General features: G+C 61.4%; 26 protein-coding genes. 4 read left to right on the plus strand and 22 right to left on the minus strand.

The window, feature by feature from the left end:
- Window positions 1-254 precede the first annotated feature (254 nt).
- Window positions 255-878: a TetR/AcrR family transcriptional regulator gene (locus ACN9MV_RS31250; protein WP_426390775.1), complete on the minus strand. Its 624-nt coding sequence runs from the start codon at window positions 876-878 to the stop codon at window positions 255-257.
- A 144-nt stretch (window positions 879-1,022) separates the two neighbouring features.
- Here ACN9MV_RS31250 and ACN9MV_RS31255 point away from each other — a divergent pair, with 144 nt between their 5' ends.
- Together ACN9MV_RS31255 and ACN9MV_RS31260 are read left to right on the plus strand one after the other, a co-directional pair.
- Entirely contained in the window at window positions 1,023-1,652 is a 630-nt protein-coding gene (locus ACN9MV_RS31255; RefSeq protein WP_426390776.1) for a TetR/AcrR family transcriptional regulator, read from the plus strand.
- The gene (locus ACN9MV_RS31260) at window positions 1,649-2,950 is read left to right on the plus strand and encodes an NAD(P)/FAD-dependent oxidoreductase (protein WP_426390777.1); all 1,302 of its coding nucleotides are present in this window, start codon (window positions 1,649-1,651) and stop codon (window positions 2,948-2,950) included. The genes ACN9MV_RS31255 and ACN9MV_RS31260 overlap by 4 nt, the downstream gene beginning before the upstream one ends.
- Window positions 2,951-3,195: 245 nt before the next feature.
- Here ACN9MV_RS31260 and ACN9MV_RS31265 read toward each other — a convergent pair whose 3' ends face one another.
- The 15 genes from ACN9MV_RS31265 to ACN9MV_RS31335 all read right to left on the minus strand — a co-directional run bounded on the left by ACN9MV_RS31265 (window position 3,196) and on the right by ACN9MV_RS31335 (window position 17,916).
- Complete coding sequence (locus ACN9MV_RS31265) at window positions 3,196-4,347, minus strand: aminotransferase class V-fold PLP-dependent enzyme (RefSeq protein WP_426390778.1); 1,152 nt, start codon at window positions 4,345-4,347, stop codon at window positions 3,196-3,198.
- Window positions 4,348-4,381: 34 nt separating this feature from the next.
- Entirely contained in the window at window positions 4,382-5,707 is a 1,326-nt protein-coding gene (locus ACN9MV_RS31270) for an NAD(P)/FAD-dependent oxidoreductase (protein WP_426390779.1), read from the minus strand.
- A gap of 244 nt (window positions 5,708-5,951) precedes the next feature.
- The gene (locus ACN9MV_RS31275; RefSeq protein ID WP_426390780.1) at window positions 5,952-6,614 is read right to left on the minus strand and encodes an amino acid ABC transporter permease; all 663 of its coding nucleotides are present in this window, start codon (window positions 6,612-6,614) and stop codon (window positions 5,952-5,954) included.
- The gene (locus tag ACN9MV_RS31280; RefSeq protein ID WP_426390781.1) at window positions 6,611-7,273 is read right to left on the minus strand and encodes an amino acid ABC transporter permease; all 663 of its coding nucleotides are present in this window, start codon (window positions 7,271-7,273) and stop codon (window positions 6,611-6,613) included. The genes ACN9MV_RS31275 and ACN9MV_RS31280 overlap by 4 nt, the downstream gene beginning before the upstream one ends.
- 58 nt (window positions 7,274-7,331) lie before the next feature.
- A complete protein-coding gene (locus tag ACN9MV_RS31285; RefSeq protein ID WP_426390782.1) occupies window positions 7,332-8,204 on the minus strand; it encodes a transporter substrate-binding domain-containing protein in 873 nt (290 codons plus the stop codon).
- A 54-nt stretch (window positions 8,205-8,258) separates the two neighbouring features.
- Window positions 8,259-9,032, minus strand: a complete 774-nt coding sequence (locus tag ACN9MV_RS31290; protein WP_426390783.1) for an amino acid ABC transporter ATP-binding protein — start codon at window positions 9,030-9,032, stop codon at window positions 8,259-8,261.
- Window positions 9,033-9,066: 34 nt separating this feature from the next.
- Complete coding sequence (locus ACN9MV_RS31295; RefSeq protein WP_426393216.1) at window positions 9,067-9,843, minus strand: amino acid ABC transporter ATP-binding protein; 777 nt, start codon at window positions 9,841-9,843, stop codon at window positions 9,067-9,069.
- Between the two features lie 61 nt (window positions 9,844-9,904).
- Entirely contained in the window at window positions 9,905-10,546 is a 642-nt protein-coding gene (locus tag ACN9MV_RS31300) for an amino acid ABC transporter permease (RefSeq protein WP_139701216.1), read from the minus strand.
- A 9-nt stretch (window positions 10,547-10,555) separates the two neighbouring features.
- Window positions 10,556-11,209, minus strand: coding sequence for an amino acid ABC transporter permease (locus ACN9MV_RS31305; RefSeq protein WP_426390784.1), 654 nt, complete (start codon window positions 11,207-11,209; stop codon window positions 10,556-10,558).
- A gap of 30 nt (window positions 11,210-11,239) precedes the next feature.
- A complete protein-coding gene (locus tag ACN9MV_RS31310) occupies window positions 11,240-12,067 on the minus strand; it encodes a transporter substrate-binding domain-containing protein (RefSeq protein ID WP_426390785.1) in 828 nt (275 codons plus the stop codon).
- Between the two features lie 47 nt (window positions 12,068-12,114).
- Window positions 12,115-13,110 (minus strand): glutamate cyclase domain-containing protein, encoded by a 996-nt coding sequence (locus tag ACN9MV_RS31315; RefSeq protein WP_426390786.1) that lies wholly within the window; start codon window positions 13,108-13,110, stop codon window positions 12,115-12,117.
- Window positions 13,107-14,390, minus strand: coding sequence for a selenocysteine synthase (locus ACN9MV_RS31320; RefSeq protein WP_426390787.1), 1,284 nt, complete (start codon window positions 14,388-14,390; stop codon window positions 13,107-13,109). Before ACN9MV_RS31320 ends, ACN9MV_RS31315 begins: the two co-directional genes overlap by 4 nt.
- Before the next feature lie 12 nt (window positions 14,391-14,402).
- Window positions 14,403-15,482 (minus strand): glutamate cyclase domain-containing protein, encoded by a 1,080-nt coding sequence (locus tag ACN9MV_RS31325; RefSeq protein ID WP_426390788.1) that lies wholly within the window; start codon window positions 15,480-15,482, stop codon window positions 14,403-14,405.
- 13 nt (window positions 15,483-15,495) lie between these two features.
- A complete protein-coding gene (locus ACN9MV_RS31330; RefSeq protein WP_426390789.1) occupies window positions 15,496-16,995 on the minus strand; it encodes an aldehyde dehydrogenase family protein in 1,500 nt (499 codons plus the stop codon).
- 33 nt (window positions 16,996-17,028) lie between these two features.
- Window positions 17,029-17,916 carry an NAD(P)-dependent oxidoreductase gene (locus ACN9MV_RS31335; RefSeq protein WP_426390790.1) on the minus strand — a complete coding sequence of 296 codons (888 nt, stop codon included), beginning with the start codon at window positions 17,914-17,916 and terminating at the stop codon, window positions 17,029-17,031.
- Window positions 17,917-18,163: 247 nt separating this feature from the next.
- Here ACN9MV_RS31335 and ACN9MV_RS31340 point away from each other — a divergent pair, with 247 nt between their 5' ends.
- Window positions 18,164-19,102 (plus strand): LysR family transcriptional regulator, encoded by a 939-nt coding sequence (locus tag ACN9MV_RS31340; protein WP_426390791.1) that lies wholly within the window; start codon window positions 18,164-18,166, stop codon window positions 19,100-19,102.
- 107 nt (window positions 19,103-19,209) lie between these two features.
- On the opposite strand, the gene ACN9MV_RS31345 is transcribed toward ACN9MV_RS31340, so the two are convergent.
- The 6 genes from ACN9MV_RS31345 to ACN9MV_RS31370 form a co-directional block, all read right to left on the minus strand.
- Window positions 19,210-19,416: a hypothetical protein gene (locus ACN9MV_RS31345; protein ID WP_426390792.1), complete on the minus strand. Its 207-nt coding sequence runs from the start codon at window positions 19,414-19,416 to the stop codon at window positions 19,210-19,212.
- A gap of 192 nt (window positions 19,417-19,608) precedes the next feature.
- The gene (locus ACN9MV_RS31350; protein ID WP_426390793.1) at window positions 19,609-20,559 is read right to left on the minus strand and encodes a Bug family tripartite tricarboxylate transporter substrate binding protein; all 951 of its coding nucleotides are present in this window, start codon (window positions 20,557-20,559) and stop codon (window positions 19,609-19,611) included.
- Between the two features lie 22 nt (window positions 20,560-20,581).
- Window positions 20,582-21,904, minus strand: a complete 1,323-nt coding sequence (locus ACN9MV_RS31355) for a pyridoxal-phosphate dependent enzyme (RefSeq protein ID WP_426390794.1) — start codon at window positions 21,902-21,904, stop codon at window positions 20,582-20,584.
- A complete protein-coding gene (locus ACN9MV_RS31360; RefSeq protein WP_426390795.1) occupies window positions 21,901-23,100 on the minus strand; it encodes a M24 family metallopeptidase in 1,200 nt (399 codons plus the stop codon). The genes ACN9MV_RS31355 and ACN9MV_RS31360 overlap by 4 nt, the downstream gene beginning before the upstream one ends.
- A 9-nt stretch (window positions 23,101-23,109) precedes the next feature.
- Entirely contained in the window at window positions 23,110-23,934 is an 825-nt protein-coding gene (locus tag ACN9MV_RS31365; RefSeq protein WP_426390796.1) for an IclR family transcriptional regulator, read from the minus strand.
- Window positions 23,935-24,009: 75 nt separating this feature from the next.
- Window positions 24,010-25,077, minus strand: a complete 1,068-nt coding sequence (locus ACN9MV_RS31370) for a porin (protein WP_426390797.1) — start codon at window positions 25,075-25,077, stop codon at window positions 24,010-24,012.
- A 195-nt stretch (window positions 25,078-25,272) separates the two neighbouring features.
- Here ACN9MV_RS31370 and ACN9MV_RS31375 point away from each other — a divergent pair, with 195 nt between their 5' ends.
- Window positions 25,273-25,872: an enoyl-CoA hydratase/isomerase family protein gene (locus tag ACN9MV_RS31375; RefSeq protein WP_426390798.1), complete on the plus strand. Its 600-nt coding sequence runs from the start codon at window positions 25,273-25,275 to the stop codon at window positions 25,870-25,872.
- The last annotated feature ends 199 nt before the right edge of the window (window positions 25,873-26,071 follow it).

Below are 26,071 nucleotides of genomic sequence, written 5' to 3' on the forward strand. Positions count from 1 at the left end.
TCGCACCCGGCGTGAGAAGCGCTTTTTACCCTCCTCGATCTAACTGCAAATGGGTTCAGCGGATGCTCCGGTCGCTTCAGGCGATGCGTGCATCCAGCAGGCCCACACATGCAAATGCGCCAGTCTGATCGGAGGAAGCCAGCGGCAGCGCAGGCAAACAGAACGAACCGGAAGCACTTTGCCCTGATGCCAAATTTCATGGGCGCAGGCGGTCTGCCAATCGGACTGGGTGCACGGGGAACCTCGATCCCATGTCATTCGACACGCTTGCCGGCCGACGCGTAACCGCCAAGGAACACCTGCACGGCGCGATGCGTCGCCTCTCGCAGTTCTTTCCGGGTCAACGGCCCCTGGATGCCGAGAAGACTCGGCCTGACGGTCTCCGAGTCCAGTAGTGCAGTCAGATGGGCAGCCGCCACGTACGGATCGGCTCGCCGCAGCCTGTTCTGGCGCATCTGCTGCTCCAGGAAATCTGCCAACGCGGCAACACCCTTCTTGGGACCGCCCTCGTAGAACAGCCGCCCGATGTCGCTGCGGCCGGATTCCGCGATCACGGCCCTGTGCGCCTGGATGACCTCTTGCGAGCAGATCACGGCCAGGACCTTCTCGCCGAAGCGTTGCAGCACGCGTTCGAGGTCTTCCTCGCCCTCCTCCGCCAGCGCGGTGAAGATCGGATCGAAGTGGCGCTTTGCCGAGCCGTGGATCACGGCCACGAACAGTTCCTCCTTGGAGGCGAAGTACCCATAGAGCGTGGCCCTCGAACCGCCCACGCGCGCGGCGATTTCCACCATGGAGGTGCCCTCGAACCCCAGCTCCCTGAAGACTTCCGATGCCACCTGGACGATGGCTTCGCGCTTGGCTTCGGTCTTCACTCGCATCTCGTGCCTCCGTTTATTTTCATACACATGTGTTCATTATTTATTGACACGGAGCTGGAAGTCAAAATACATTTCAGTACAGCACTGTCTATTTAAACATCGACCGGGCAAACCGTTTTTCCACCCCCCTCCAGGAGAACTTGCATGCGCCTTCCTTTCATCTACGGCGCGGCGACCCAGACCGGACGCGAGGACGAATTGCGCCGAAACCAAGTGCTGGATGCCGCAGCGGAATGCTTTCGTCGGGAAGGTTTCCATGGCTGCAGTACCGCCACCATCTGCCAGGTCGCCGGCATCAGCCCGGCGGGTCTCTATCGGTACTTCGCGAGCAAGGAAGCCATGGTCGAAGCGATCGCGGCGCGCGAGGAAAGCGACATGGCCGAGCTGGTGCGCCGCATGGAACAAGACGCGGGCGGTGGAAATCTTGCGAGCAGACTGATTCGCCGAACTCAAGAGATGGTCGAACGCAACAGCAATCCGGCTTCTGTCGGTCTGATGCTCGAGCTGGCAGCCGAAGCAGCGCGCAACCCCGCCGTGGCAAAGATATTGCAGAGGACCGATCGCGCGGTCAAAAAGCGCTTTCTGGACATGACACGGCGCATCGGCCTGCCCGAAGGCCTCGACGAGTCCACCCTCATGACGCGCATGGACATGATCGCGGCGCTGTTCAGCGGCTTGGCGCTTCGCTCCGTCGTCGACCTGCGGCGGGACCGCGCCACCGCTGTGAACATGACCAACGAGCAGGTCCGGCTCCTGATCGGGTCGCCATCATGAGCACACTTCACCGGCGTCCGCGGCGCATCGTGGTGGCAGGAGGGGGTGTCGCCGGCTTGATCCTGGCCACCCGCCTGGGACGCACGCTCGGTGCCACCGGCCGTGCCGAGATCACCCTCGTCGATCGAAGTCCCACGCATATCTGGAAACCCATGTTGCACACCATCGCCGCGGGCACCTGGAACATCCATCAGCAGCAGGTCCAGTATCTGACGCACGCCCGGGCGCATGATTTCAGCTACGTGCCCGGCGAGCTCGACGGCATCGACCGTGCGGCCCGGCGCATCCATCTGGCGCCGGTCCGGCTGGAAGGCGAAACGGTGGCCGGGGCCCGCGAGCTGTCTTACGACGCACTCGTTCTGGCCCTGGGTAGCAGCGCCAACGACTTCGGGACGCCCGGCGTCGACGAACATTGCCATCGGATCGACAGCCAGGGGCAGGCGGATGCCTTCAACAGTCGCTTGCGTGCGCACGTGGCGCGCAGCTTCGTGAACGGGAACAGCATCGACGTCGCGATCGTGGGCGGCGGCGCTACAGGCGTGGAGCTGGCCACCGAAATGAGCCGCATGGTCGAACTCGCCGGCGGCTATGGAACCCAGACCGGTATTCGCCAGCGGCTGCGCCTGACATTGCTGGAAGGCGCGCCAAGAATACTCAACGCATTTCCGGAAGCAGTTTCAACTTCGGCAGCGGCCCAGTTGCGCGCACTGGGTATCGATGTTCGCACCGGGGTACGGGTCGTGGCGGCCGACCCCGAAGGATTCGTGCTTGACGGCGGGGAACGGATAGAGGCCGCCCTCAAGGTATGGGCTGCCGGCATCCGTGCGGCCAGCGGCATCGCGGACTGCGGACTCGGACTCAACCCTCTCGGCCAAGTGATAGCTACACCCAGCTTGCTGGCAAGCGGTGAGGATTGCATCTTTGCCATCGGCGATTGCGCCAGTCTGCTTCCGCCTGGCGCCCCGCGGCCGCTTCCATCGACGGCCCAGGTTGCCAACCAGCAAGCGCTACATCTGGCAAGGCATCTCCCGGCATGGCTGTCCGGCGAGCCATTGCCGCCGTTCAACTTTCGCGACCTGGGATCTCTTGTTTCACTCAGTGACTACAACGCCTTTGGAACGCTCGGTCGCTTCGGCTTTTTCCCGGACGGCTTTGTCAAGGGCCGATTCGCACAGTGGAGTCATGCACTGCTCTACCGCAGCCATCAGCTTTCATTGCACGGCCCGGGCCGTACGGCGCTGTTGTGGCTGGCCGAGTGGCTCAACGGCCTGGTGAATCCGAAGATCCGCATCAGTTGAAACGCAGCCTCTGCCTGCCTTGCGCAGGCAGAGGTACACATCCAAAGGGAACACGATGAACACTCAAAGAAACAAACCCAGGCCTTCCGGCCCACCGCGATGGTGGGAGACCATGGCAGGCGCGCCTCTGGCGTATTTCATCGTCCTCGGTGGATCGCTTGGACTGCTTGTTCTTTTGAAGAAGCTGTTCGTGGCCTTGGGGTAGCACGGCCGCGGCGCAACCCTGTCAACGCCCGCGGGCACCGTCAAACGGCGCGGCTCAGGCGCTGCCGGATCAGCGAGACGACCTGGTCGACGTCTTCGGAGGTGTTAAAGAGGCCGAAGGAGATGCGAATGCCGCCGCGCTCGGGCGATACGCGAACCTGATTTTGCGTGAAGTAGTCGAGCCACTCGGCGACCGGCAGATCCAGCACGTAGATGTGGGCACGGCTGGCACGAGCGCGTGGACCAACGAGGCGCACGCCGAGCCTTTCAAGCTGTGCGATCAAGCGGTCGCCCAGCTCGAGCACATGCGCTTCGATGCGCTCGACGCCGGTCTTTCGGATGAGGGCGATCGAGCTGGACAAGGCATGCAGATCGGGAAGGTTGTAGTTGCCGAACTCGAAGCGCCCCGCATCCTTGCGCGGCGCCAGATCGTCGGGCCGCGCGATGTAGTCTTCCGGGGGATTCGCCAGGCTGCTCATCGCAAGGTAGGCCGGTTGCAACTCATCCAGGCCGGCCTTCACGTAGAGGATGCCCAGGCCCTGGGGCACGAGCAAACCCTTGTGGCAGCCAGCGGCCAGCACGGACACGCCCAGCTTCCTGACGTCGACCGGAAGCACGCCGACGGACTGCATCACGTCGACGACCAGGTAGATGCCCTTCTGTGCACACAGGCGGCCGATGCTGGCGATGTCGTGCCGCTGGCCCGCATGGAAGGTCACGTGCGACAACGAGATGACCTTGGTCCTGGCATCGATGAAGGGCTCGAAGGTTTCCGCGGTCGCGATTTCATCGTCTGCCACCTTCACGAAACGCACCTGCACGCCCTTGCGCTTCAGGTTGAGCCAGGCATAGGCATTGTTCGGATGGTCGCCCTCGAGCATCAGGACGGTGTCTCCGCTTGCGAGCGGAACGGCATTGGCGGCGATATTGAGGCCCTCGGAGGTGTTCTTCGTGAAGGCGATCTCGCTGGGCGATGCATTCAGCAGCGCCGCGACGTCCTCCCGGGCGCGCTCGACGCGGCGCATCCACACAGGCTTGGGGCCGGCCATTTCGTTGCCTTCCGCGAGAAATTCGGAAAGCGCCTGGCGCACGCAGGTCGCCATGGGTGTCTGGTGCGCGGAGTCCAGGTAGAGCATCCGCCTGGTGACCGGGAATTCCTGGCGGACGGCATCAACGTCGAGAATGGTGGACATGATTTCCTCTGTTCAATAGTCGGCAAATGGGAAGTCAGTGCAGCTTCACCTTGGAGCCAGTCGAAGGCGTCAGCAACCTCGCCAGCGTCTCGCGGGCCACCCGCCACCATCCGTGCAGGGCAAGTTCGTGCATCTTGTACATCGACCGGTACATGAGCTTGGCGAAGACGCCTTCGATGAACATGTTCCTGCCGACGACGCTGCCCATCAAGCTGCCGACCGTGCTGAAGTCCCCCAGGGAAACCAGCGAGCCGAAATCCCGGTAGCGATAGGGAGGCAGACTTGCGCCCGCGATGAATCGCGGAAGATGTCGCGCCAGGAATGACGCCTGCTGGTGCGCCGCCTGGGCGCGAGGTGGCACGCAGCCGTTTCCATCGGGGCGCATGCATGCAGCGCAGTCGCCGATCGCGAAGATGCGGGCGTCCGACGTCGTCTGCAGGGTCGGGTGCACGGTCAGCTGATGAAGCCGATTGGTCTCAAGACCGTCCAGTGTCTTCAGCACGGCCGGCGCCTTCACGCCCGCGGCCCACACGCTGATTTCCGCGGGGATCGTGCGGCCGTCCTTCAGGGTGACCTCGCCCTCGCCCACGCGGCTGACACTCGCTCCGACATGGACATGAATGCCCGAACGGCTCAACAGCCGATGCGCGGCGTCGGAGACGCGGGGCGGCAGCGCCGGAAGAATTCTCTGCGAAGCCTCGACCAGGTGAATCTCGAGCTGCGCCCGCCTGTTTCGCACGGCGTCGGCGGTGCCCAGGACCTCCCGCCCCGTTCGGTGCAGTTCGGCGGCCAGCTCGACGCCCGTCGCGCCCGCGCCAATGATGCAGATGCGAAGTTGGACCGCAGTCAGCGGACCTTCCTGAGACTGGGCTCGGAAGCAGGCATTCATCAGCTTTCGATTGAAGCGGGCGGCATCGCCGAGCGACTCCAGCTTGAGGGCATGCTGGACCACCCCTTCGGTGCCGAAGTCGTTGCTCTGGCTTCCGATGGCGATGACCAGCGTGTCGTAGGGAATGCGCCGCCGGGGGGTGACCTGCTCCCCCTCCCCATCCACATACGGTTCGACGGTCACGAGTCGGGCTGATCGGTCGAGCCCGGACACCTGTCCGATACGGAACACGAAGCCGTGCTTGCGTGCATGCGCCAGGTATCCGACTTCGTGCCGGCCGGTGTCCATGCTTCCGGCCGCGATCTCATGGAGCTTCGGCTTCCAGACGTGCGTTCGCGATCGGTCAACGAGCGTGACAGCCAGATCCCGGTTCTTGCCAAGGCTGGTCGCGAGCTCAAGGCCCGCCGCGCCGCCGCCGACGATGACCACCCGGTGAAGCTCGGACATGCCGTCACCCTTCTGTTCCTGCATGGCGGTTGCTGAGCATAGAGCGGACATGCCAGCGCCTAGTTGTAGCCGAGAACCGCCACACCCTCCAGGATCGCCTCAACGTCCCTCTTCTTGGCTTCAGCCGCCGCGACGGACATCGGTAGGTCGCGCAAGCGCGGAACGGCCAACAGGCCTTGCGCACCGGCCGGTGGCAGCGCCGCGGGGGACACTGCTGTCGTGGCTGGCAGGCTTCGTTCTTGTAGGGTGGCAGGGCTGTTCATGATGGTTAGCTTCGGAGCCGACGTTCCAGGTAGTCGGAGAGCAGGGTTAGCGGATAGCAGATGACGAAAAAGACAACGAGGACACCACAATAGATTTCCACTGCATGAGCGTCATTGCTCACGTATGCCAGCCGTTCGATCATTTGCCTCGCCGAACCCAGCAAGTCGGTGACACCGACGACGGATGTGAGCGCGCTGGCCTGAATCAGCACGGTGAGTTGTCCGATGTACGGAGGCAGGAACCGCCGGAGCGCCTGGGGCATCACTGCAAACACGAGTGCATCCAGCTTGCCCATACCAAGAGCGCGGGCGGCTTCCGTTTGATGGGACGAAATCGACTTGAGCGCACCTCGTGCGGTCTCGGCGATGTTCGCGCCACCCCAGAGTGCCAATCCAAGCACCGACGCAGTGATAGGCCCGGTGCTGATGCCGACGTGCGGCAACGCGAAGAAGACAAACAAGAGCGTTATCAGTGAAGGAACGCCTCGGAAGATGTCGATATAGAACCGCACGACGAACTTCACCCAGGGCGTCGTGCTCGCGGAGAGCGCTCCGACGACTATCCCGATAGCGGTCGCGACGAGCGTTGTCAGCAATGAGACCCAGAGCGTGACGTACAGCCCGCTGAGCATGTGCGATGCGACGGGACCCATCCATACCTGGTTCATTTCACAGCCCCCAGGCCGTGCACTGCGACCGTCTTCTCAAGCCTGCGGGAGGCCATTGCAATAACGTTCGAGACGATGAGATAGGCAAGCGCTGCAATGCCGAACACCTGGAACACCTTGAACGTGTCTGCCACCATGCGATTGGCTACGTACGTAAGCTCCTGATAGCCGACTGCGATCATGAAAGACGACGACCGAAACTGCGTGATCGCCATAGTCGTCGCCGCAGGAATTGCCGCACGCGCACCAAGGGGAACGGTAATGTCCAGAAAAGCCCGAGGAGCAGACATCCCGAGCGCTCGAGCAACGAGCACCTCGTTCGGGTTCACAGCGCCGAAGCCTGCTCGGAAGATTTCCGTGTGGTACGCAGCCCCCCAAAGTCCCAGCGCCAGCCACGACGTCTCGAACGGCGAGAGCTTTACTCCAAGGTCGGGCAGCGCGAAGTAGAGCATCACGACCTGGACCAGGAGCGGCGTGCATCGGAAGAGATTGGCGTAGCAAGCGATGAGCTCGCTCAGCACCGGAATGCGCGCATGGCGCGCTGCCCCCATCAGCATGCCCAGCGCCATACCGAGGGCAATGCCGATGCCACTAACAAGCAGCGTCCGGCCTAGTCCGTCGAGCAGAACGAGCAGTTCGTTCATGAAATTCGGTGTCATATCGGTTCCTCCCGGCGATCCACCCTACGTGGTCGGATGGGCGCTCTTTTCGGATTCCTTACTTCAAGCAGTCGAGCGCGCCGGACTTTGAGTAGTCCATCTTCATGCCCGGTCCCGGAACAATCTGTCGATACTTCGCGACGAATGCGGGATCCTTTACTTCCGCTGCAAAAGCCTTGTAGAAAGCGTCCTCCGCACGCATCTGCTCGAGCACCGCATTCAGCCAATCGAGCATCGGCTTGTTGCCCTTCTTGACCCCCACGCCTTGAACTGCAGTCGCGGCCAATGTGCCGACTACCTTGTAGTTCTTCTGCATCTGAGTGAAGTTGAAGCCATACACATCGATGTAGGCGAAGGCATCGGTACGTCCTTGCGTGAGCATGGTGGCGCCTTCTGCTGCGGTCTGAGCTGTCACCAAGTTTGCTTGCGGGTAGCACTTCTGCAGCCAAGTCTGGTACGTGCTGCCAGTCGGCGTCACGACTGTCTTGCCGGCGAGATCAGCGTAGTCGTTGATCTTCGAGTCCTTGGGGACAATGAGCTGAAGATTGCTAGCCCAAATTGGATTGGAGTAGTCGAGTTGTTCTGCACGCGCAGGTGTATATGCGAGCGAGGCCAGAATCATGTCGATCTTGCCGGACTGAAGGAATGAAACGCGGTTTCCATCGTTGACGCACTGAGTCTTCAAGCCATCACCGGTGCCGAAGGCGGCTTCACCGATACGCTTCACCAACGTGTACTCGTATCCGGCAGGTTTGCCGTCGATGCCAACGAAACCAGCGGGCGGGTACGTGCAGTTGATGCCAACGGTCAGGAAGCCAGTTGCCTTGACCTCCGGCGGCAGCGGAACGTCCACCTTGGGCACGGCGGCCATTGCTGCAAGGGAGATGAAGCTCATGGCGGAGACCAGGGAAGCAATCAGCGATTTCTTCATGACAAGCTTTCAGAACAGACGGGAGGACGTGGAGAAAAGAACAGTGGCATCCAGCTAGTGCCTGGTCATCCGAGACAGGAACTGTTTCGTGCGCTCGTGTTGAGGCCGGTCGAGTACTTGAGCAGGAGGGCCCTGTTCGACGATGTTTCCGCCGGCGACCAGGACGAGCCGGTCGCCAACCTCCCGAGCGAAGCCCATCTCATGGGTGACAACGAGCATGGTCATGCCAGACTTGGCCAGATCTTTCATCACCGCCAGCACCTCGCCCACAAGCTCCGGGTCGAGCGCGGACGTTGCTTCGTCGAAGAGCATCACGTGCGGCTGCATCATCAGCGCGCGGGCAATGGCAACGCGTTGCTGCTGGCCACCGGAGAGCTGGTCCGGATAGCTGTTCGCCTTGTCGGCAAGACCGACCTTCCGCAGGAGTTCATGCGCGCGCGCTTCCGATCTGCCCGTCGACTCCTTGAGCACTCTTCGCGGAGCGAGTGTCAGATTTCGAAGGACGCTGAGATGAGGAAACAAGTGATAGTGCTGGAACACCATACCCACGCGCTGACGAATCTGGTTCTCGTTGAGTGAACCTCCTGCAAGGTCCTCTCCTTCGAGAAGGATCTGACCAGAGTTGACTCGCTGCAGCAGGTTCGCGCAGCGAAGTAGAGAACTCTTTCCGCCGCCGCTGGGGCCCACGATCACGACGACTTCCCCTCGACGAACCGAGAGGTCCACGCCCTTCAGCACGGCGTTATTGCCATAGGAGAGATGAATTTTCTTCATCTCCAGAATGGGCCTCTCACCAGCGAGAGCGACGGATGAAGCAAGTGCGTTCATTCTTTTGGAGGCGGGAGATTGACCTGTAGAGGGACTAGGCAGCCATCGCCGCACTCTGGAAACGCTTCACGAACGCTTGAAAACGTTCGGTTCTGGGGTTCGCGAACACATCGTTCGGAGGCCCGTCTTCGATGATGGAGCCTTGGTAGAAGAAGAGAAGTCGATCCGCGACATCGCGTGCGAACTGCATCTCGTGCGTGACGATGATCATCGTCATCCCCTCTGTGCTGAGGTCGCGAAGCGTCTTGAGGACCTCATCGACCAGCTCTGGGTCCAAGGCTGATGTCACCTCGTCGAACAGCATCACCTTCGGCCGCATGGCAAGAGCACGGGCGATGGCCACGCGCTGCTGCTGACCGCCGGAGAGCTGAGATGGATAGTGGTTCGCCTTGTCTGCCAGGCCGACCTTGGCCAGCAACGCCTGGGCATGTTCGCGAGCCTCGGCCTTGGACTCCCCGTTCACCAGCACCGGCCCCATCATGATGTTCTGGATGGCCGTCTTGTGGGGGAACAGGTTGTAGTTCTGAAAGACCATCCCTGCCTTGGTTCTGAGACGGGCAATCTCAGTCTCGGATTGCTTGGTCCTCTTTGAGCTGCCAGCCGTGGAGTTGTAGCCGACAGCCGCACCATCGACGAGGATTTCGCCTGCCTGGAAATCCTCAAGGTAGTTAATACATCGCAGGAGCGTCGACTTACCGGACCCGCTGGGTCCGATGAGAACGACAACCTCACCCTCCTTCACTTCGAAGGAGATGCTCTTCAAGACTTGGTTCTCGCCGAAGCTCTTCGAGACGCCTCGAACTTCGATCATCGGCCGGCTAGTCGGCAGGGGCTGTTCTTTGTTCATGGTTTTCAGGCAGTTCGTTGAGCGACTACGCCGCCGCATAGCGCCGCTGCAGATAGGTCGCACAGAGTGAAATCGGGTAGCAGATACAGAAATAGATAACCATCACGGTGAAGAAAATCTCAAACGCGGCCAAAGTCCGCTCGACGACCTCACGCGATGCATACGTCAGTTCCCAGACGCCCACGATCGAGGCGTACGAAGTGCTCTTCACTGCAATAGACGCAGTGGTTACCAATGGCGGGAGCGCGAGACGCATCCCAAGGGGAAGTTGAATCTGCATGAGGACTTGCCTCCAACGCAGACCGATAGCCAATCCGGCCTCCACGGTGCTTTTGGGCACGGCAAGAATCGAACCTCTGACGATGTCGGCCACGAAGGCCGCAAAGTAGATGACCAGGGCAATGGTGGCAGCCACGTAGTTCGGCGCGTCGACGCCCAGGCGCGGCAGGCCAAAGTAGGCGATGAAGATAAGGACCAGGACCGGAACCCCTCGCACCACATACACGTAGACTGTAAGAACTGATCGGACCAGTCGTCCGCTCAGCGCTGCCGCGACGCCCAGGGCGGTACCAACAATGAAGCTGAGGACGACCGTAGCGACCGCCATCTCCAGGGTGACAAGAGCTGCCTTCAGCAGATAGTTGATATTCAGAAATGCGACGTCCATCTGAATTCCTCAGTTGCGCTTGCGCGAGAAAATCTCGAGCCAATGAAAAACCGCGCTGGCGAGCGTTGTGAGCACGAGATAGAAGGCAGCGATGACGATGAAAACTTCGTAGGAGGCGGCTGTCCGCTCCATGACGAGTTTTCCGCTCAGCGTGAGATCCACCACCCCAATGCCTGCGACAAGAGACGTGTCCTTGATCAGCACGACCACTTGGTTCCCGATGGCCGGTACAACCTTGAGCACAGCTTGGGGAAGGACAACTCGGAAGAAAACGCCGGCAGGTCGAAGGCCGATGGCTCGCCCTGCATCCCACTGCGTCCGGGGAACGGCGCTGACTCCGCCTCGGAAGACTTCTGCCAGGTAGGCGGTATGCTGAACTGCGATGGCAATCGCACCGCAATAAATTCCGTCGAGTCGCGAGCCGAGCAGCGGCGCGCCGTAGTAGACGACAAGTATGAGCAGGAACGTTGGCACGTTTCGCAGAAACTCAATCACTGCGTACGTCGGTGCCCAGATGACAGCATGGTTCGAGAGTCGCATGAGGACCACGCCCATCCCGAAGGCCACGGCAACAGGAAGGCACATGCCCACCAGCGTGACCGTGACCAGGAATCCGTTGAAGAACTCCGGCAACCATCCCCAAACCATGTTCAACCAGCTCATACTTGCTTTCAGCTCCAGAGGTGTCGGCGATTACTTGACGTAGTACTTCGCGTTCATCGGTGCCTTGCCAAACCACTTCTTGTACGAGGCCGAGTAGTCGTTGAACATCGAGCCGGCGCGCATCTCGTTGACGTAGGTGTCCAGAGCCAGCCACCACTTGAAGTCGCCTTGCTTCATATAGATGGCGTTGTTGGTGACTGCCGTCATGCGCTCCTCCAGTACACGCACGTCTTTGTTCTGCGTGGCGTACCAGAGGGCGACAGGCTCGTCCAGCTGAGCAGCGTCCACACGCCCGCCCTTGACCGCAGTGAACTGAGCCCCGATCGAGTCGAGCGTGGTCGTCTTTGCTTTCGGGAAGAACTGCGTGGCTCGAGCGGCCTGGACGGGTGTCGAAAGGATCGCGGTCGTCACCTTGTCGGTGTTGAGGTCCGCAAACTTCTTGAACTTCGAGTCAGCCTTGACGATGACAACGATTGACGAGTCGATGTATCCACGGGTGAATGCAACGCGCGCAATGCGGTCGGGGAGAACGGTTGCAACGTGGATTCCGAAGTCCACCTTACCGCTGTTCACATTCTCCCAGCGAGCAGCCGAACTCTGCTTGACGAACTCGATGTGCTTGGGGTCATCGCTGCCAAAAATCCCTTTTGCGATGAGCTTCGCCATATCGATGTCGAAGCCCGTGAGTTCACCTTTCTCGTCGACAAATCCGAAGGGCGGCGATTCGCTACTTACACCGACGATGATCTTGCCGCGGGCAAGAACCTCGTCAAGCTTCGACTTCTCTTGGGCCATCGCGGTTGACGCGATGACCATGCCTGCCAGTAGCAGACCGAACAATTTAAGGAGTTGGCGCATTTGAAGTTCCTCGTTGCGTTGTAAAACTGGGGGAGTTCGGTTCAGGATCAGCTCAGTGCGGGCCGCACAACGGCACGCACCATCTCGGCAAACGCGACATGTGTGTCCAGAGCCAAGCCATCGACATTGGCATCGATGATGTTCTGCACAGAGTTGATGAGTCCGATGTCGACGCCGCGGGTCAGCAGCTGGCGCTCCATCTCCGGCGTATGAAGGAGTCGCGCGTCCTTGCGCCTGGCGGCCATGGCGCCCGCAATCGCGTTGCAGCCCCAGTTCGAGCATGCAGCGGTCACCAGCACGTCGGCGGATGTGACAGCAGCGATGGTTTCGCCGAATTTCACGTGTGCGTTGACTGCTTCGGTCACAGCCCCCATGCCGATTTCGTTTCCGCCGTCTCCCACTGCAACGGTGGGGATGCCTTGTCTGATGGCCTCATCAAACAAGATGTCGATTCGCGACCGCCCCATACCGTAGTCGATTGCCCGCATGCTGTAGTAGACGCCGTCCTTGGCTCGGCCAACACGTTCCGTCGAGAAGAACAGGCTCGGCTTGTACTTGGCGAGCAACTCCTTGGCTGCTGCAGGCGCCTCGTCATCTGACGTCGTGAACGGGAGAAGCGAGGCGATCGCCAAAGTCCCATCCTTGGACGCAATCTGCGCCTGGTCGTAGGGCAGCACGGTCAAACCCGCGCTTGTCAGGATGGCCTTCATTCCAGGCAGTAGCGTGGCCTCGGCAAGCAGGACGCAATGGACGCGCTTGGAGATGGCCAGGGCACGGATAACGGCAGCGGCTCCTGCAGGGCCGTCGTTCTCACCGATTTCGGTGGAAATCCAGGCGCGCGACACCGACCCCGTGGTGACGAAGACCGTCGCGCCGTCGGGCACCGACAAGAGCGCATCAGCCGCGGCGCCGACGAGCGTCGCGCCTTGCCGGGCGCGCGCGGCCTTGTACAGATGTTCGACGCCACGGCCGCCGATGTCCATGCTGACCAGCTTGTCGAGCCGCTCGTCGATGGCGGCAAGCACGCCGCTCACCGCGGTCATTGCGTGGCTCCCACGATGAGTTCGGCAAGCTCTTTGGGCTTGTCGACGTAGCGGGCCACTTCATCGAAGGAGGCCGCCATTGCATCGACAACCTTGGACATGCCACCCACACGCTCGATCGCACCGTGGGTCGGCTTGAGACGGACCGATACACGGGCACCGGGCTGGCCATGAGTATTCACCGTCAGGATGCCGTGGTCACGCAGCAGCACCATGCCGAGCGCCGAAGTGATTTCACAGGGAACAAGATCAGTCCCCGACGGGGCCTTGCCGGCGCGGCGAAAGACTTCCTTTAGGGCAAGGTCTTCTTCAATCATCGGACCAAGATCGCTCACGGCGACCAAATCGGTTCCCATGCGGTCTCGCAGTGCCGCCGCGAGCTGCTTGCCGCTTTCCGCTTCCTCCAGAAGATCCTTTGGAGAGAATCGCTGCAATGAGCGAAGAGCGCTCGCTGCGATGGGGGCGCGCGCCTCCATCCCGAACTCGGACGCCTTCGCAGAAATGCGCGTGATCAACAGCGGTCGGCCTACCAACAGCCCCGAGCGTGGCCCCGACAGACCGGCCTTGTCGCAATTGGTGATGGCGACGTCGCCACCGAGGTGAAGACTCTTCGCACCACCACGCAGGACCGGTCGCATCCGGGCGCCGTATGCCTCGTCGAAGAGAACCGCCGCGCCGCTTGCTTTCGCCACCGCTGCGACATCCATGGAGACGTTGTCGTCCAGATATTCAAGGCTGCTGGTGACGGTGGTCACGACCACCAATGCGGGGGCCCTTTCTTCTATGACCGACGCCCAGTCCTTGTCTCCCTGAACCTCATGCAGGATGACCTGCGCGATGCCGCATCCGCGGATGACCGACGCGTGCGACCGGCCGCCAGGCGGGACCACGGACACCACCGGCCTCCCGTCGGCTAGCGCTGCAATAGTGGCAATGATTCCAGCGCTCGTCCTGTTCACGGGCGCCACCATGTCGCCGGGCTGTCCGCCCATGTGCTCGATGGCGACCTGTCGGAGTTCTTCGGCGTAGAGCCCAGGCCCGACCCACTCTTCGCAGTTCGTTGCGAGGTCTTCGACGTTCAGCGGGAACTCGCGTTGGTTGCCTGTGAACACGCCAATCGACATCGATCCGAGACGGCGGATGCGTTCTGCCGCAACCGACTGACCTTGGCGCAGTCGACGCGCCTCGTCGACGCTCGATTGAATGATTTTCCCGCGTGCAAAGCCGACGATAGGGTCGAGCGGATTGCCGAGCGAGTCGGTGGTCTTCTTGACTTGCATTTTTTGTCTTGGTTACGCAGTGGCAGCGGTGCGAATGGACATGCGCGCTACGGCACTCAGAAGATTGACAAAGGCGAGGTGGCCGTCGAACGCAATGCCGTCAACGACCATGGCCTGCTTCGAAGTAGCCCCGTCGCGCGCACCTGCGGCCACAGTCACTGCTATCAGTTCATGCTCTGTATCGGCGTCGTGCAGCAACTCCTCGTCACCAACGAGCACCGCGAGTGCGGTTCCGACGGCGCACGCGCCCCAGTTCGACACGGCGGCACTCACCGTCACATCCGTTGCCACCACGGTGACCACACCGGACTCGTGCCCGGCCAAAGAGCGGCCACGCAGCGGGAGGACGTCCCGGATGGACTCCCGGACCGCGCCGAAGCCCACCTCGTTGCCACCATCACCGATGCCAATCGTGACGATTCCAGCTTCCGCTGCGTGGTACGCGAGCAGATAGACGTAGCCAACGGCCAACGGATCCCGACAGTCACCGCGAACCCCGTGAAATTGCCCCTCGACGTTGGGACCGTCACGTTCCACAAAGACCACCGCGCTGGGGCGATGGGTTTCGATCAGCGCCCGGGAGCGCGTCTGCCCGCGGTTCATCCCGATGGGGAACGACTCGATGGTGACGGGCTGAACATCGCGACCCGGCTTCTCTTCGGCCCAGACAGCGAGCTTGGCGTTCATCAGGTCGACGGCGGCTTTGATGGGTGCCATGTGCGCCTCCTCGGTGACGAAGACGACCTTCGCGCGCAGCCCTTTGACCAGGGCGGCTGCCAGTGCTGCAGCTCCGACCGGACCGTCGGTCTCGCCCCATGGGAGCTTCGGGGACACACCTGCGCCTGTAGCGATGAATACCGTGCTACCAGGCACAACCTTCTCCTTGAGGGCAACTGCGGCGGCCATCGAAAGTGGGCCCTCGTGGTGCGCGCGGCAGACCTCGTACATGGGCACGACGATTCCCGGCGGGAGTCCCCCACTGAGCGGTCGAATTTCGAGCGTCATCAGACGGTCGATTCGGTTTCCCGTCTCGACCTGCTGCGGCGACAAGCCCTGGGTCCAGTAGTTCGCCGATGTGGAAGTGCTGTTCACGAGGGTCCCCGGGTCAAATACCAAACGTGACGCTCTTGCGGCTGGTGTAACTCTCCAGCGCACCTTCGATGGAGTACTCAGCACCGATGCCGCTCTGCTTCGCACCACCGTAGGACATGCCAGGAATCTGGCCACCGGCGCGATTCACCTGGATCCAGCCCGCATCGAGCTGTTCGGTGGCTCGCATTGCCGCGCCGATGTCGTTCGTGAAGACGTAGGCGGCAAGACCGTAGTGCGTGTCGTTAGCCATGGCGAGAACTTCGCTCTCGTTCTCCCACGCGATGGCCACGAGGACCGGTCCGAACACTTCTTCGCGGGCAACGCGCCAGGTGTTGTCGACACCCGTGAAGATGACGGGTGTCGGGAAGTAGCCCTTGGCATCGCCGGCGGCCGGCGGCAACGCGCCGGTCTCCACTTTCGCGCCGGCATCCATGGCTTCCTTGATGAAGCCGCAGACCGCGTTGTAGCGTTCGGCATTGATGACGGCGCCGATGTCGGAGGTTTCGTCGAGAGCGTCGCCGACCTTCAGTGCATTGACCTTCTCCACCAGGCGTGGCATCACCTTGTCCCAGATGGACTTGTGCAGGAACAGACGCGAGCCAGCGGTACAGGATTGGCCCTGACGGGCGAAACGCATCGCCGCGATGATGTTGTTCACCGTGGTGTCCAGCATTGCATCGGTACCGGCGTCCGGGTAGACGATGCAGGGGCTCTTGCCGCCGAGTTCCAGGGTCAGATGCCCGATGCGGTCCGCAACGGCGTGCGCGACCTTCTGACCCACTTCGTGCGATCCCGTGAACGACACCTTGGCGACGTCGGCATGAGTGCTCAGCGGGGCGCCGGCTTCCAGGCCTTCGCCGGTCACGACGTTAAAGACGCCGGGCGGGAAGATGTCCGCAGCGAGCTCGGCGATGCGGATGACGGCGAGCGGTGCGTCTTCTGCCGGTTTGAGAACCAGCGTGTTGCCCGTTCCGAGCGACATGCCGATCTTGACCGCAGCCAGGACGAGCGGCGAGTTCCAGGGGATGATGGCCCCGACCACGCCGAAAGGCTCACGGGTGGTGTAGCTGAAGAGGCCAGGCCCAAGCGGGAGGGTCTCACCCTTTTGCTCTGCAATAACGCCGCCGTAATAGCGAAGGACTTCGGCGGTGCTGGCAACCTCCGGCCGGCTCTGGGTGCGCAGCGCATTGCCCGTTTCCGCGGCCAGGATCTTGGCGATTTCTTCGGCGTTTGCGGTGATGCGGTTGCCGAACTCGATCAGCATGGCGCCGCGTTCGCGTGCTGCCTTGCGGCGCCATTTCGGGAATGCCGCTTTGGCAGCCGCAACAGCGACATTGATGTCGCGCGAGTCGGCGGCGCCGATGGCGGCGATGGTGTCGAGGCGGCATGGGTTGATGACGTCAAGCGTCTTGCCGCCGATGGGCTTGCACCATTCGCCGTTGATGAAGTTGCCGGCGAGACCGGACGTGGGGAGGCTGACAGTGCCGTAGGTGGACTTGGAGATGGTATTCACTTGGATGCTCTTGGCTGGATGAGGGAGGCGCGCTTACGCGGCGGCTTGCAGGCGAACGCCCAGCAGTTCCTCGTAGATTTCGCTGACGCTGGTGGAATCCTTGCCGCCCATGCCCTTGGCACGAGCGGCGTTGTAGGTCTGCTTGACCAGCTGACCCAGGGGCATTGGGTAGTTGGAGAACTCATCGAGGCACAGGCCCAGGTCCTTGTTCATCAGATCGATGGCGAAGAATGCCGGGCGCTCTGCGGTGAACAACGTCTTCTGGAACCAGTCAAGCATCTTGCTGCCAGCCATGCCTGCGCTCATCACGTCGCACAGCACTTCCAGGTTGCCGCCAGCTTTGACGCTGGCTGCAAGAACTTCGCCCAACGCGACGGTGTTGATTGCCACCACAAGGTTGTGGCTCAGCTTCGTGAGCTGGCCGGCACCGATGGCGCCGCAGTGGACGATGCGTCCGGCCAGGTTGTTCAGCATCGGCGTGACGCGTTCGAGGACAGCGGCATCGCCACCGACCATCACGACCAGCTTTCCATTCGTGGCGCCTGCAACGCCACCGCTGACGGGCGCATCGAGAAAGGCGACACCCTTCTCGGCCGCCTCGGCAGCCAGAGCCTTGGTCGTTTCAGGGTCGACGGTACTGAAATCGATCAGTACCGCACCCTTGCTCAGCGACGCGAGCACACCGTCGGCGCCTGTGATTGCCGACTTGAGGATGGCGGGCGTAGGCAAGCTGAACAGAACTGCATCAGCCCCCTCAGCGGCTGCCTTGGGATTTGCGGCTGCGGCCGCCCCCTTGGACACCAATTCGTCGACAGCGCTGCGGTTCGGGTCAAACACCGTGACCTTGAAACCTGCCGAAACCAGGCGCGCAGCCATTTGCGCGCCCATCTTGCCGATACCGATAAATGCAACGTTCTTCATTCCTAAGCGCTCCTGTTTGGATGCGTTGGACTGTAGGGAGAGCGTGGCGTGTGGATAAGACCACCAATGCTTACGGGAATCGTTAGAATTTCTTTCCCATTGTGGTCCTCCAAGTTGGTGCGTGTATAGAGGCATCAAAGTTGCATGCGTAAACTCCTTCGCCCCATTTCATTGGGGAATACCCTGATGCCAAGAGCTCGAGGGACATTGCCGCGAGAGTGGAGGCGTTAGCTTTTCTGTCGTTCAGATGCTCAACCTGTCTCGCCTTCACCTTCTCAGCGAACTTGCCGTTCTAGGGACCATCGCCAAGGTGGCGGAGGCTGTGAACCTCACACGCCCCGCTGTCTCGCAGCAACTGGCCATCCTGGAACAGGAGACAGGCACCGTGCTGTTTGAACGCTCAGGCCGAGGTGTTCAACTGACGCTGGCGGGCGAAAGCCTGGTTGCAAGGGCCGGAAAAGTGCTGGATCTGGTGAGCGAGATCGAATCGGACCTCGCGTCCGCCAAGGGCTCCGTGGCGGGCGAAGTCCGGGTATCAGCATTCGGCTCGGTTGCGACGACCTTTATCCCGGCGGTGTTCGAATCGTTGATACGCGAATACCCCCAACTTGACCTTCGTTTCGAGGAACTCGAGCCCGGCGAGAGCCTGAAGGCTGCCGCTGCGAAACAGGTCGACTTGGCACTGGTCGATGACTCCATCAGTGCCGAAGCGCTCTGGAGCATGCTGTATTTCCGCCCGGTCTACGAGGACCATTTCGCCGTGGTGATGGCTGCAAGCCATCGACTCGCGGGAGCTTCTTCGATCAGCGTGACTGACCTCAAGGCCGAGAAATGGGCCATCAACAGAAACGCGCAGACTTACAAGACCCAGATCGTCAATGCTTGCCATGAAGCCGGGTTCGCGCCGCGCGTGGTGGCAAGCTGCAGGAACATGGCCGCGACGCTGGAGATGGTGCGTACCGGCTATGTCGTCACCGTCTTGCCGGCGCTGGCACTAAGGGCGGCAGCAGCAGACCCCGCGTTCAGCGTGATATCCGTGCAGCCGCTGATGGTGAGACGAATATTCGTTGCTATGGCCCAAGGAACCTTTCGCCGCCCCGCCATCGCAGCCGTGCTGAAAGCCTTGGACGGCGTGGTCCCGCGGTTTGCTGAGAAGCTCGGTATTCGCAACAGCGATCGCGCTTGAGCGTTGAATATCGGCTGCTACGCGTAGACCTCGTCGATGCGTCCCGCTGCCTCGGCAACCAGTCGGCACAGCCAAGCCAGCCCCGGGACCTTCGTCCGGAATTTATGCTACTGCATCGCCTGCTCCATTGCATCGAAAGGCATAGGCGTAGGTCTGATCTCCAGCTGCCAGACGCCGACGAGGCGGCGCACGATCCGTTCATGCACGGTCGCGATGCGGTCGGCGCCGATCAGCAGCGCTGGCAGCGCGACGAAGCTGTAGGTGCTGACCGCCACCCTGCGGCTGACACCCCAGCGCTCGAGGAACAAATTCATCGAAGATGTCGACGCGCCCATCGACCGGCTGAATCACCACATGCTCGGCGCCGACATCGCGCTCCAGATTCCACGGACCGCGGGCAAGTTTGAAATGCGATAAGTCAATACATTGCACTCAGCTCCCGTCGATATGGTTGCTAAGCACGCGCAGCTGGCGGACCGAATGCACGCAGTCCAATGAGGCCATTCTCAGTTCGGTTTGAGGTCAAGCGTCTTGATCGCTGTTCCGATGTGGCTGTAGGTTTGCTGCACATGCCGCGTCACGTCAGCAGGCGATGCGTAGATGGGGATGCCATAGTTCTTTTTTGCGAACTCTGCGTATGCAGGCGATTCCGCAAACTCCTTGAGCAGCGTGTCCCACCAAGTAACGACCTCTGCTGGTAGCGCCGCCGGCCCGAAAACACCATATTTCAGCGTGACCGAAAGCGGGTACCCAAGTTCTTTAAGAGTGGGCACTTGAGCCATCGGCCGCGTCTCACCAGTCTCAACAATCAGGCGTACCTTTCCAGCTGCCAACATGGGACCAAAATCCGAGGAAACCACACCTTCAATATGGCCCCCGAGCAGTGCGTTGATCGCATCGGAGCCGCCCTTGAATGGCACGGTGGTCGCGTCCACCTTGTCTCGTTCAAATGCGGACTGCATCAAAATTTGACCCAGTGTGTTTGAGCCCGCGGTCCCCCAACGGAACTTCCCCGGGTTTGCGCGCGCATAGACCAGCACGTCGTTGAATGTCTTGAAGGGGCTGTCGGCCCGAATATACAAGGGATATGGCTGCGCCATCACCAGGCCAAGATACGTGAAGTCCGTTAGAGGGTCATAGGGAAGCTTCTGGAAATGGGGCAAGACATACATCGCGCTGGGGCTCAGGAATCCCAGCGTGTAGCCATCTGCAGCGGCACGCTTGATGTAGGTCGTTGCGATCGTGCTCGCCGCACCGGGCTTGAAGTCCACGATGACGGTTGCACCTCGTCGCTGACGGGCGAACTCAGCGATCTGCCTTCCCACACCATCGCCAATGCCTCCAGGAGAATATCCAAGCACGAGGGTGATGGGACGGCTTGGGTAGCGGTCCTGTGCAGCAGCCCAGTTGCACACAAGGCCCAACGTTAGAAAAGCAGCGATTCGGATCAGCTTCATGATTTTGTCTCCTTTGTATTTCTTAGGCGTTGCTAGAACTGGCGAGGTCCATTTGTGGAGAAGTCTCGTCTTCAATATTCGAGAACTTCAAAGCAATTCGCTTCACCGCCGCCACTGCAGCCTCGAGGACTTCTTCTTGCGGCTGGCTGCTGATGGGAATTTCCGCCCAGTCACTCGTCGATTTGTCGAGGTCCTTTAAACCCGAGGCCGTGGCAAGGCAAACTACCAAGTCACCGCTTGCGATGACGCCCTCATTTCTCAGCTGGCGCACGGCAGCGAATGGCATGACGCTGGCCAGTTCGAAGTTCAGGCCTTCGATGGCGCCTACCCGCTCTTGAAGTTCAACCAAGCCTTCGTTGCCAATCCTGATTGCGATGCCATTGGATTGCCGCAGCGCCAGAAGCGCCTGATACGCACTCTGCGGACCGCCCACAGAGGCCGCCAATGTCGCGTACGCCGCAGGCAAACTATCGACCTGATCCGCATTCGCTGCCATCGCCCGCTGCAGCGAACCATGGGCCTCCGCAGCGATGTAGCGAGGCACGCGGTCAGTTTGGCCCGTTATTTTCAGATCCAGGAATCCCTGATGAATCCCGGCCAGCGCATCTCCATAGCAAACTGGCAGCGCAAGCCAGTCGGGCACGCGGCCCAGATCCTGGTAGATCTCGTAAGCAATCGTCTTGTAGCCTTCAATGCCGATGGGCGTACTTCCAACCACCGGCGCCGAATAGGGTGACGTGATGAACCAGCCGTAACGCTGGGCGGCCTCGGCGAGCAGAGGCCAGCGCAGCGTCTTGTCTTCCATCAGGATCAAGTGCGCGCCAAGCTTACGGATTTGCGCCACCATGGGGCCCGCCGCACCTTTCATCGATGCGACCACACAGGGCAAACCAGCGCGAGCGGCATAGGCTGCCAGGGAGGCCCCGGCGTTGCCCGACGAAGCCGTAGCCACCACGGGCGCACCGATCTGCTTCGCATACGCCACAGCAACGGCACTCACGCGATCCTTGTGAGAGTTTGTAGGGTTGCTGGATTCGTCCTTGATATAGAGTTTTTCGACGCCGAGATAGCTCGCGAGCCGAGTGGTTGCGTGCAGCGGCGTATCGCCTTCGCCCAGCGAGACCCAGTGCTCCGACTGAACCGGCAGCATGTCGCCAAATCGCTGCATTCCGCGCAAAGCTGTGTCAGCCTTGCGGAAATTCCACCGACCCACGTCGGCCGGCCCGTAGCACACACGCAGGTTGCTGGCCAGGGCGCCTGTGCATTTGGTGCAACCGGAGCCTTGATGGTCGGTTGCATAGAGAGTGCCGCATCGCAGGCACTTGAGTGCAATAGGTGCGCTCATGCAAGTACCTTCAGCGCACCGTCTTCTCGGTGGAGCAGTTCAACACCGTCCTTGCGGACGACCACGGTGTTCTCGACCTGCAGACCACACCAGCCGAATTCGTAGTACGGCGTCTCCACACACATGACCATGCCTTCTTCGATGATCTGGTCGTTGCCAGGGATCAAGTCAGGCATGTCGTAGCCGTCCAGACCGATGCCGTGGCCCACATGGCTTCGGGCGTAGTGTGGGATGCCCGACTTGCGCGTGGCCTCCATCGCGATGTCAAAGACCGCCGAGGCACGAACGCCGGGCCGGATGGCGTCGAAGGCAGCCAGCACACCGTTGTGCAGGGCCTTGTGGTACATCCGGGTCTTAGCGTCAGGCTCACCCAAAATCGCGATGCGCGCGATGTCAGCGCGGTAATGCCGGTAGCGACCGCCCGCATCGAAACGAATGATGTCACCCGCCTTCAGCTTCGCCTCCGAGGGGTAAACATTGGGCATGGCAGAGCGCGCCCCAAAGCCAACGCAACCCAGCACGGGCGTAGCGTCGCCTTCAACGGTGGTTGCATGAAAGACGCGGGCCAACTCGATCTCGGTAACGCCAGGGCGCGCCAGCTTCAGCGCCGCGTCAATGGACTCTTCGGTGATCGTTGCAATCCGGCGCAGTCGTTCGACCTCCTGCGGGGTCTTGACGGCGCGGATCTCGCGAAAGAGCCTCATGGCCGGAACAAGCTTCGCATTCGGGAGCTCCTGTTGCAGACGCTCCCAGTGGCCAGGCATCAAACCCAGCTCGTCAATGGCCAAAGTCGATTTCTCCAGTCCTTGTGCCTGTAGCGCCTTGACCAGAGCAGCAATGGCATCCTTCTCGTCTGGCTGGCCAAACAAATCGAATAGGCGAGTATCGGAAGCGCTCAGCGGCAGGTCAGCGGACTTGTCCACATGGAAAAAGCCATAGCGCGAGACATTCCGGATCCACACGTCTTCCTGATCCACGAGCTGATCAAGGAGCGAACTCGGGGCGATGATGCGTGCGGCTTCGAGGTTCTGGACTGGCAGCAGCACGTGCACCTGCGGCCCGCGTCGAATCCACTGAGAAAGTGCCCAATAGCCGCTGGCATAGGTGACGTTTTCGGGCGAGGTAGCGATGAAGGCGTCAATACCGTGACGCTTGGCGATGTCGGCCAGGCGTTGCTTGTTCAAAAGGGTGGTCATGCTGTTTCCTTAATGTGTGGAAGGCTTGAGGGCGGCGCCAGCAGCGACGCCCGGTGTCTGATTGGTGTTAGATGATTCGGTCGCATAGCCCAACGAGGCTGAGCAGCGCTGGCTCGCACGCAGCACCAGTTCAGCGATTTCGGGCCATTCCTTCGGACCACGCTGAGCCTTCAGGAAGGCAACACTGATGGCAGCCACGACCAAGCCATCCTTGTTGCGCACGGGCGCTCCAATGGAGACCACGCCGAGGTTGTTTTCCTCGTCGGCAATGGCGTAGCCGCGCTTGCGCACACCCTCAAGCTCCTTCTGCAGCGCGGGCAGACTGGTTAGCGTGTGTTCGGTACGGGCCAGATACGGCGCCGACCCCAGAATGGCAGCAGCGCGCTCAGCCTGCAGTTCGGCCAGCAGGGCCTTGCCCATGGCTGTAGCGTGCGGGGACACACGCTGCCCCGCCTCGGCACGGATCGCAATGGCACCGTGGCTTTGCACCGTGTGCAGGTAGACCACGGCGTCCTGCTGAACCACGCCCAAATAGCCATTGAGCTGGTGGTGCTCGGCCAGAAAGCCCAACTCCTGCGAGGCGCTCACGTACAGCGCGTCGCTGCGCACCATTGCCCCCCCCAGGGCAAGCGCACGCACGCCCAATCGATATTTGCGCGTTTCCACAACCTGTTGCAGATAGCCGGCCTCCACGAGCGTATTGGCCAGGCGCTGCGCAATAGAAGGGCTGATATCGAGCAGACGCCCAATCTCACGAATTCCCAGCGGCTGGGCACTGTCGTTGATGCTGTCGAGCAGCGCCAAACCGCGCGACAGAGATTGATTGGTGGACATTTTTTGTTCCTATAATCGGCACAGTGTTCCGATATTTGTTATTATGGCCGTGCAACTGTCGTGACGTCAAGAGGGTCAGAACCGATGCCGCAAGCCGATGGTGGTGCCGACGGTCGCGCTGCGCGTCGTCATGAAACTGGGCTGCGGGTATTTGCCGCTCAGCCGGTTGTGGTCGAGTTCTGCATAGATGTCTGTGCGTTTGGACAACAGATAGCTCGCTGCCACGTAAGCCGTCTTTTTGGTGCCCGGATTGACCTGGGTCTGACGGTCCTGCCCATAGCTCACCGTTAGCACCAACGGCATCGACGGCATCGACGGCATCGACGGCATCGACGGCATCGACGGCACGGTGTAGTTGAAGCCGAGGTTCACGATGTCGTTCTCCTGCGTGCTGGCGCCCTTGTCGTCGCGCTTCATGTAGCCGAGGAATAGCTTTGCGCTCTGGCCGATGGCATAGCTGCCGCCTGCGCCGGAGAGGCGGCGCGTGCTTGTGCCGGCCGCGTTGTTGACTTCCTGGTAGAAGGCCACCAGTTCCAACGGCGCTGCGCTGTAGCTGACACCCAGTGCACGGCCACGTCCGTTGCCCTCGCTGAAGGTGTACGCCGCATGGAGGCCGACCGAGCCGAAGTTCTTTGTGTAACGCACCATGTTGTCCTGGCGCGTGACCTGGTGGCCGCTGAACATGTTGACGGCTCCCAGATTGGGGTTGGGCAGGGGCTGGAAGCGATTGGAGAGCGCGTGCGCCAGCGTGTACTGACGCCCCAGTGTCACCTGGCCCAGCTGCGACGATTCCAGGCCCACATAGGCCTCGCGCCCGAAGGCGCGACCGGCGGGCGCTGCAGCGGAGCCGTCGGTGGGACTAGCATTGGCCTGCTGCAGTACACCAGTGGAGAGGTCGAAGCCGCTTTCCAGCGAAAAGATGGTCTTCAGACCACCGCCCAAATCCTCTGTGCCGCGTATACCCCAACGGCTACCGGTAAAAGCGCCGTCGCCCACAGTGGTAAGGGAGGCATCCTTGTTGCGCTGGTAGCGCACACCTACATCGATCAGTCCGTAGAGGGTGACGCTGGACTGCGCGAAGGTGAGTGCTGGCAATAAGGCCGAAACAGCCGCGCAGAGCACGGTCAAGGGTGGGCGATGCAACGTGGGGTCTCCTCAAACTTCAGATGGTGGGAATCCGCCGAATGGCGGTCTGGGGCAAAGGGCGCGGAGCGCCCGTATTCAGGTTTCAGGGGTGGGAGCCAGGCGGGCGAGTGACAACGCCTGCCGCCACAGCACGCTATCCACCGTCAGGCACTCCCCTGCCCTCGCGCGCCTGCCAGGCAGGCGCGCGCCGGGTTGGGATTCGATGGCGTCTCGCAGACGGCCCAGCGTGTGATGGAACTGCGCGCCAGCAATGGCGCCAGGGTCGAGCACGAGGCAAAAGAGACCCAGGCTATGTACGAAGTGTTCCGCGCATTGCGCAAGCCCGTGGTGGCGCGCATCAACGGCGTCGCGGCCGGCGCAGGACTGCAAATCGCGCTGATGTCGGACCTGCGCATCGCCTCGACGCAGGCGCGCTTCGGCATGACCGAGTTCAAGGTCGGCTCGGCAGCCATCGTCGGCAGTGCGCTGCTGCAGCCGATCATTGGCGAGGCCGCAATGAAGCGCCTGGTGCTGCTGGCCGAGATCGTCCCCGCCGGCCCGGCGCTCGACCTCGGACTGGTGCACGAGGTGGTGGAGGACGAGCGCCTCGACGAGCGCGTGGCCGAGATCTGCACGCTTATCGCAGGTTGGTCGCCCACCTCGGTGGAGATCACCAAGGCATGGTGGAAAGAGATGGGCGACGAGCTGTTCGCCAAGGCATGCGCCGCGGCCCGGCGCGGGCACGCGGCCAACTTTGCGTCGGGGGCCTATTCGGAGGGAGCGAGGAAGTTCACCTCGCGCAAGCTGGCCTGAGGCCCCGGGGGGAACAAGCGCCCTGAAAGACGCGCAATCCACTGCGCCGCCGCCCCCAGGCTATGACGTTAAGTCAGACCTGCCTCTTCTGGTGCGCAGAATTTTTACGCTGGCGAGCTTGAGCGTGAATGCGCGGCTTCGGGACGTCAACGGTTCCACGGAGTCGCAGTAGCGACTACTGCACCATCTGCTCCTGAAC

The sequence above is a fragment of the Variovorax sp. R-27 genome (assembly GCF_049913215.1).
Classification (GTDB): Bacteria; Pseudomonadota; Gammaproteobacteria; order Burkholderiales; family Burkholderiaceae_C; genus Variovorax.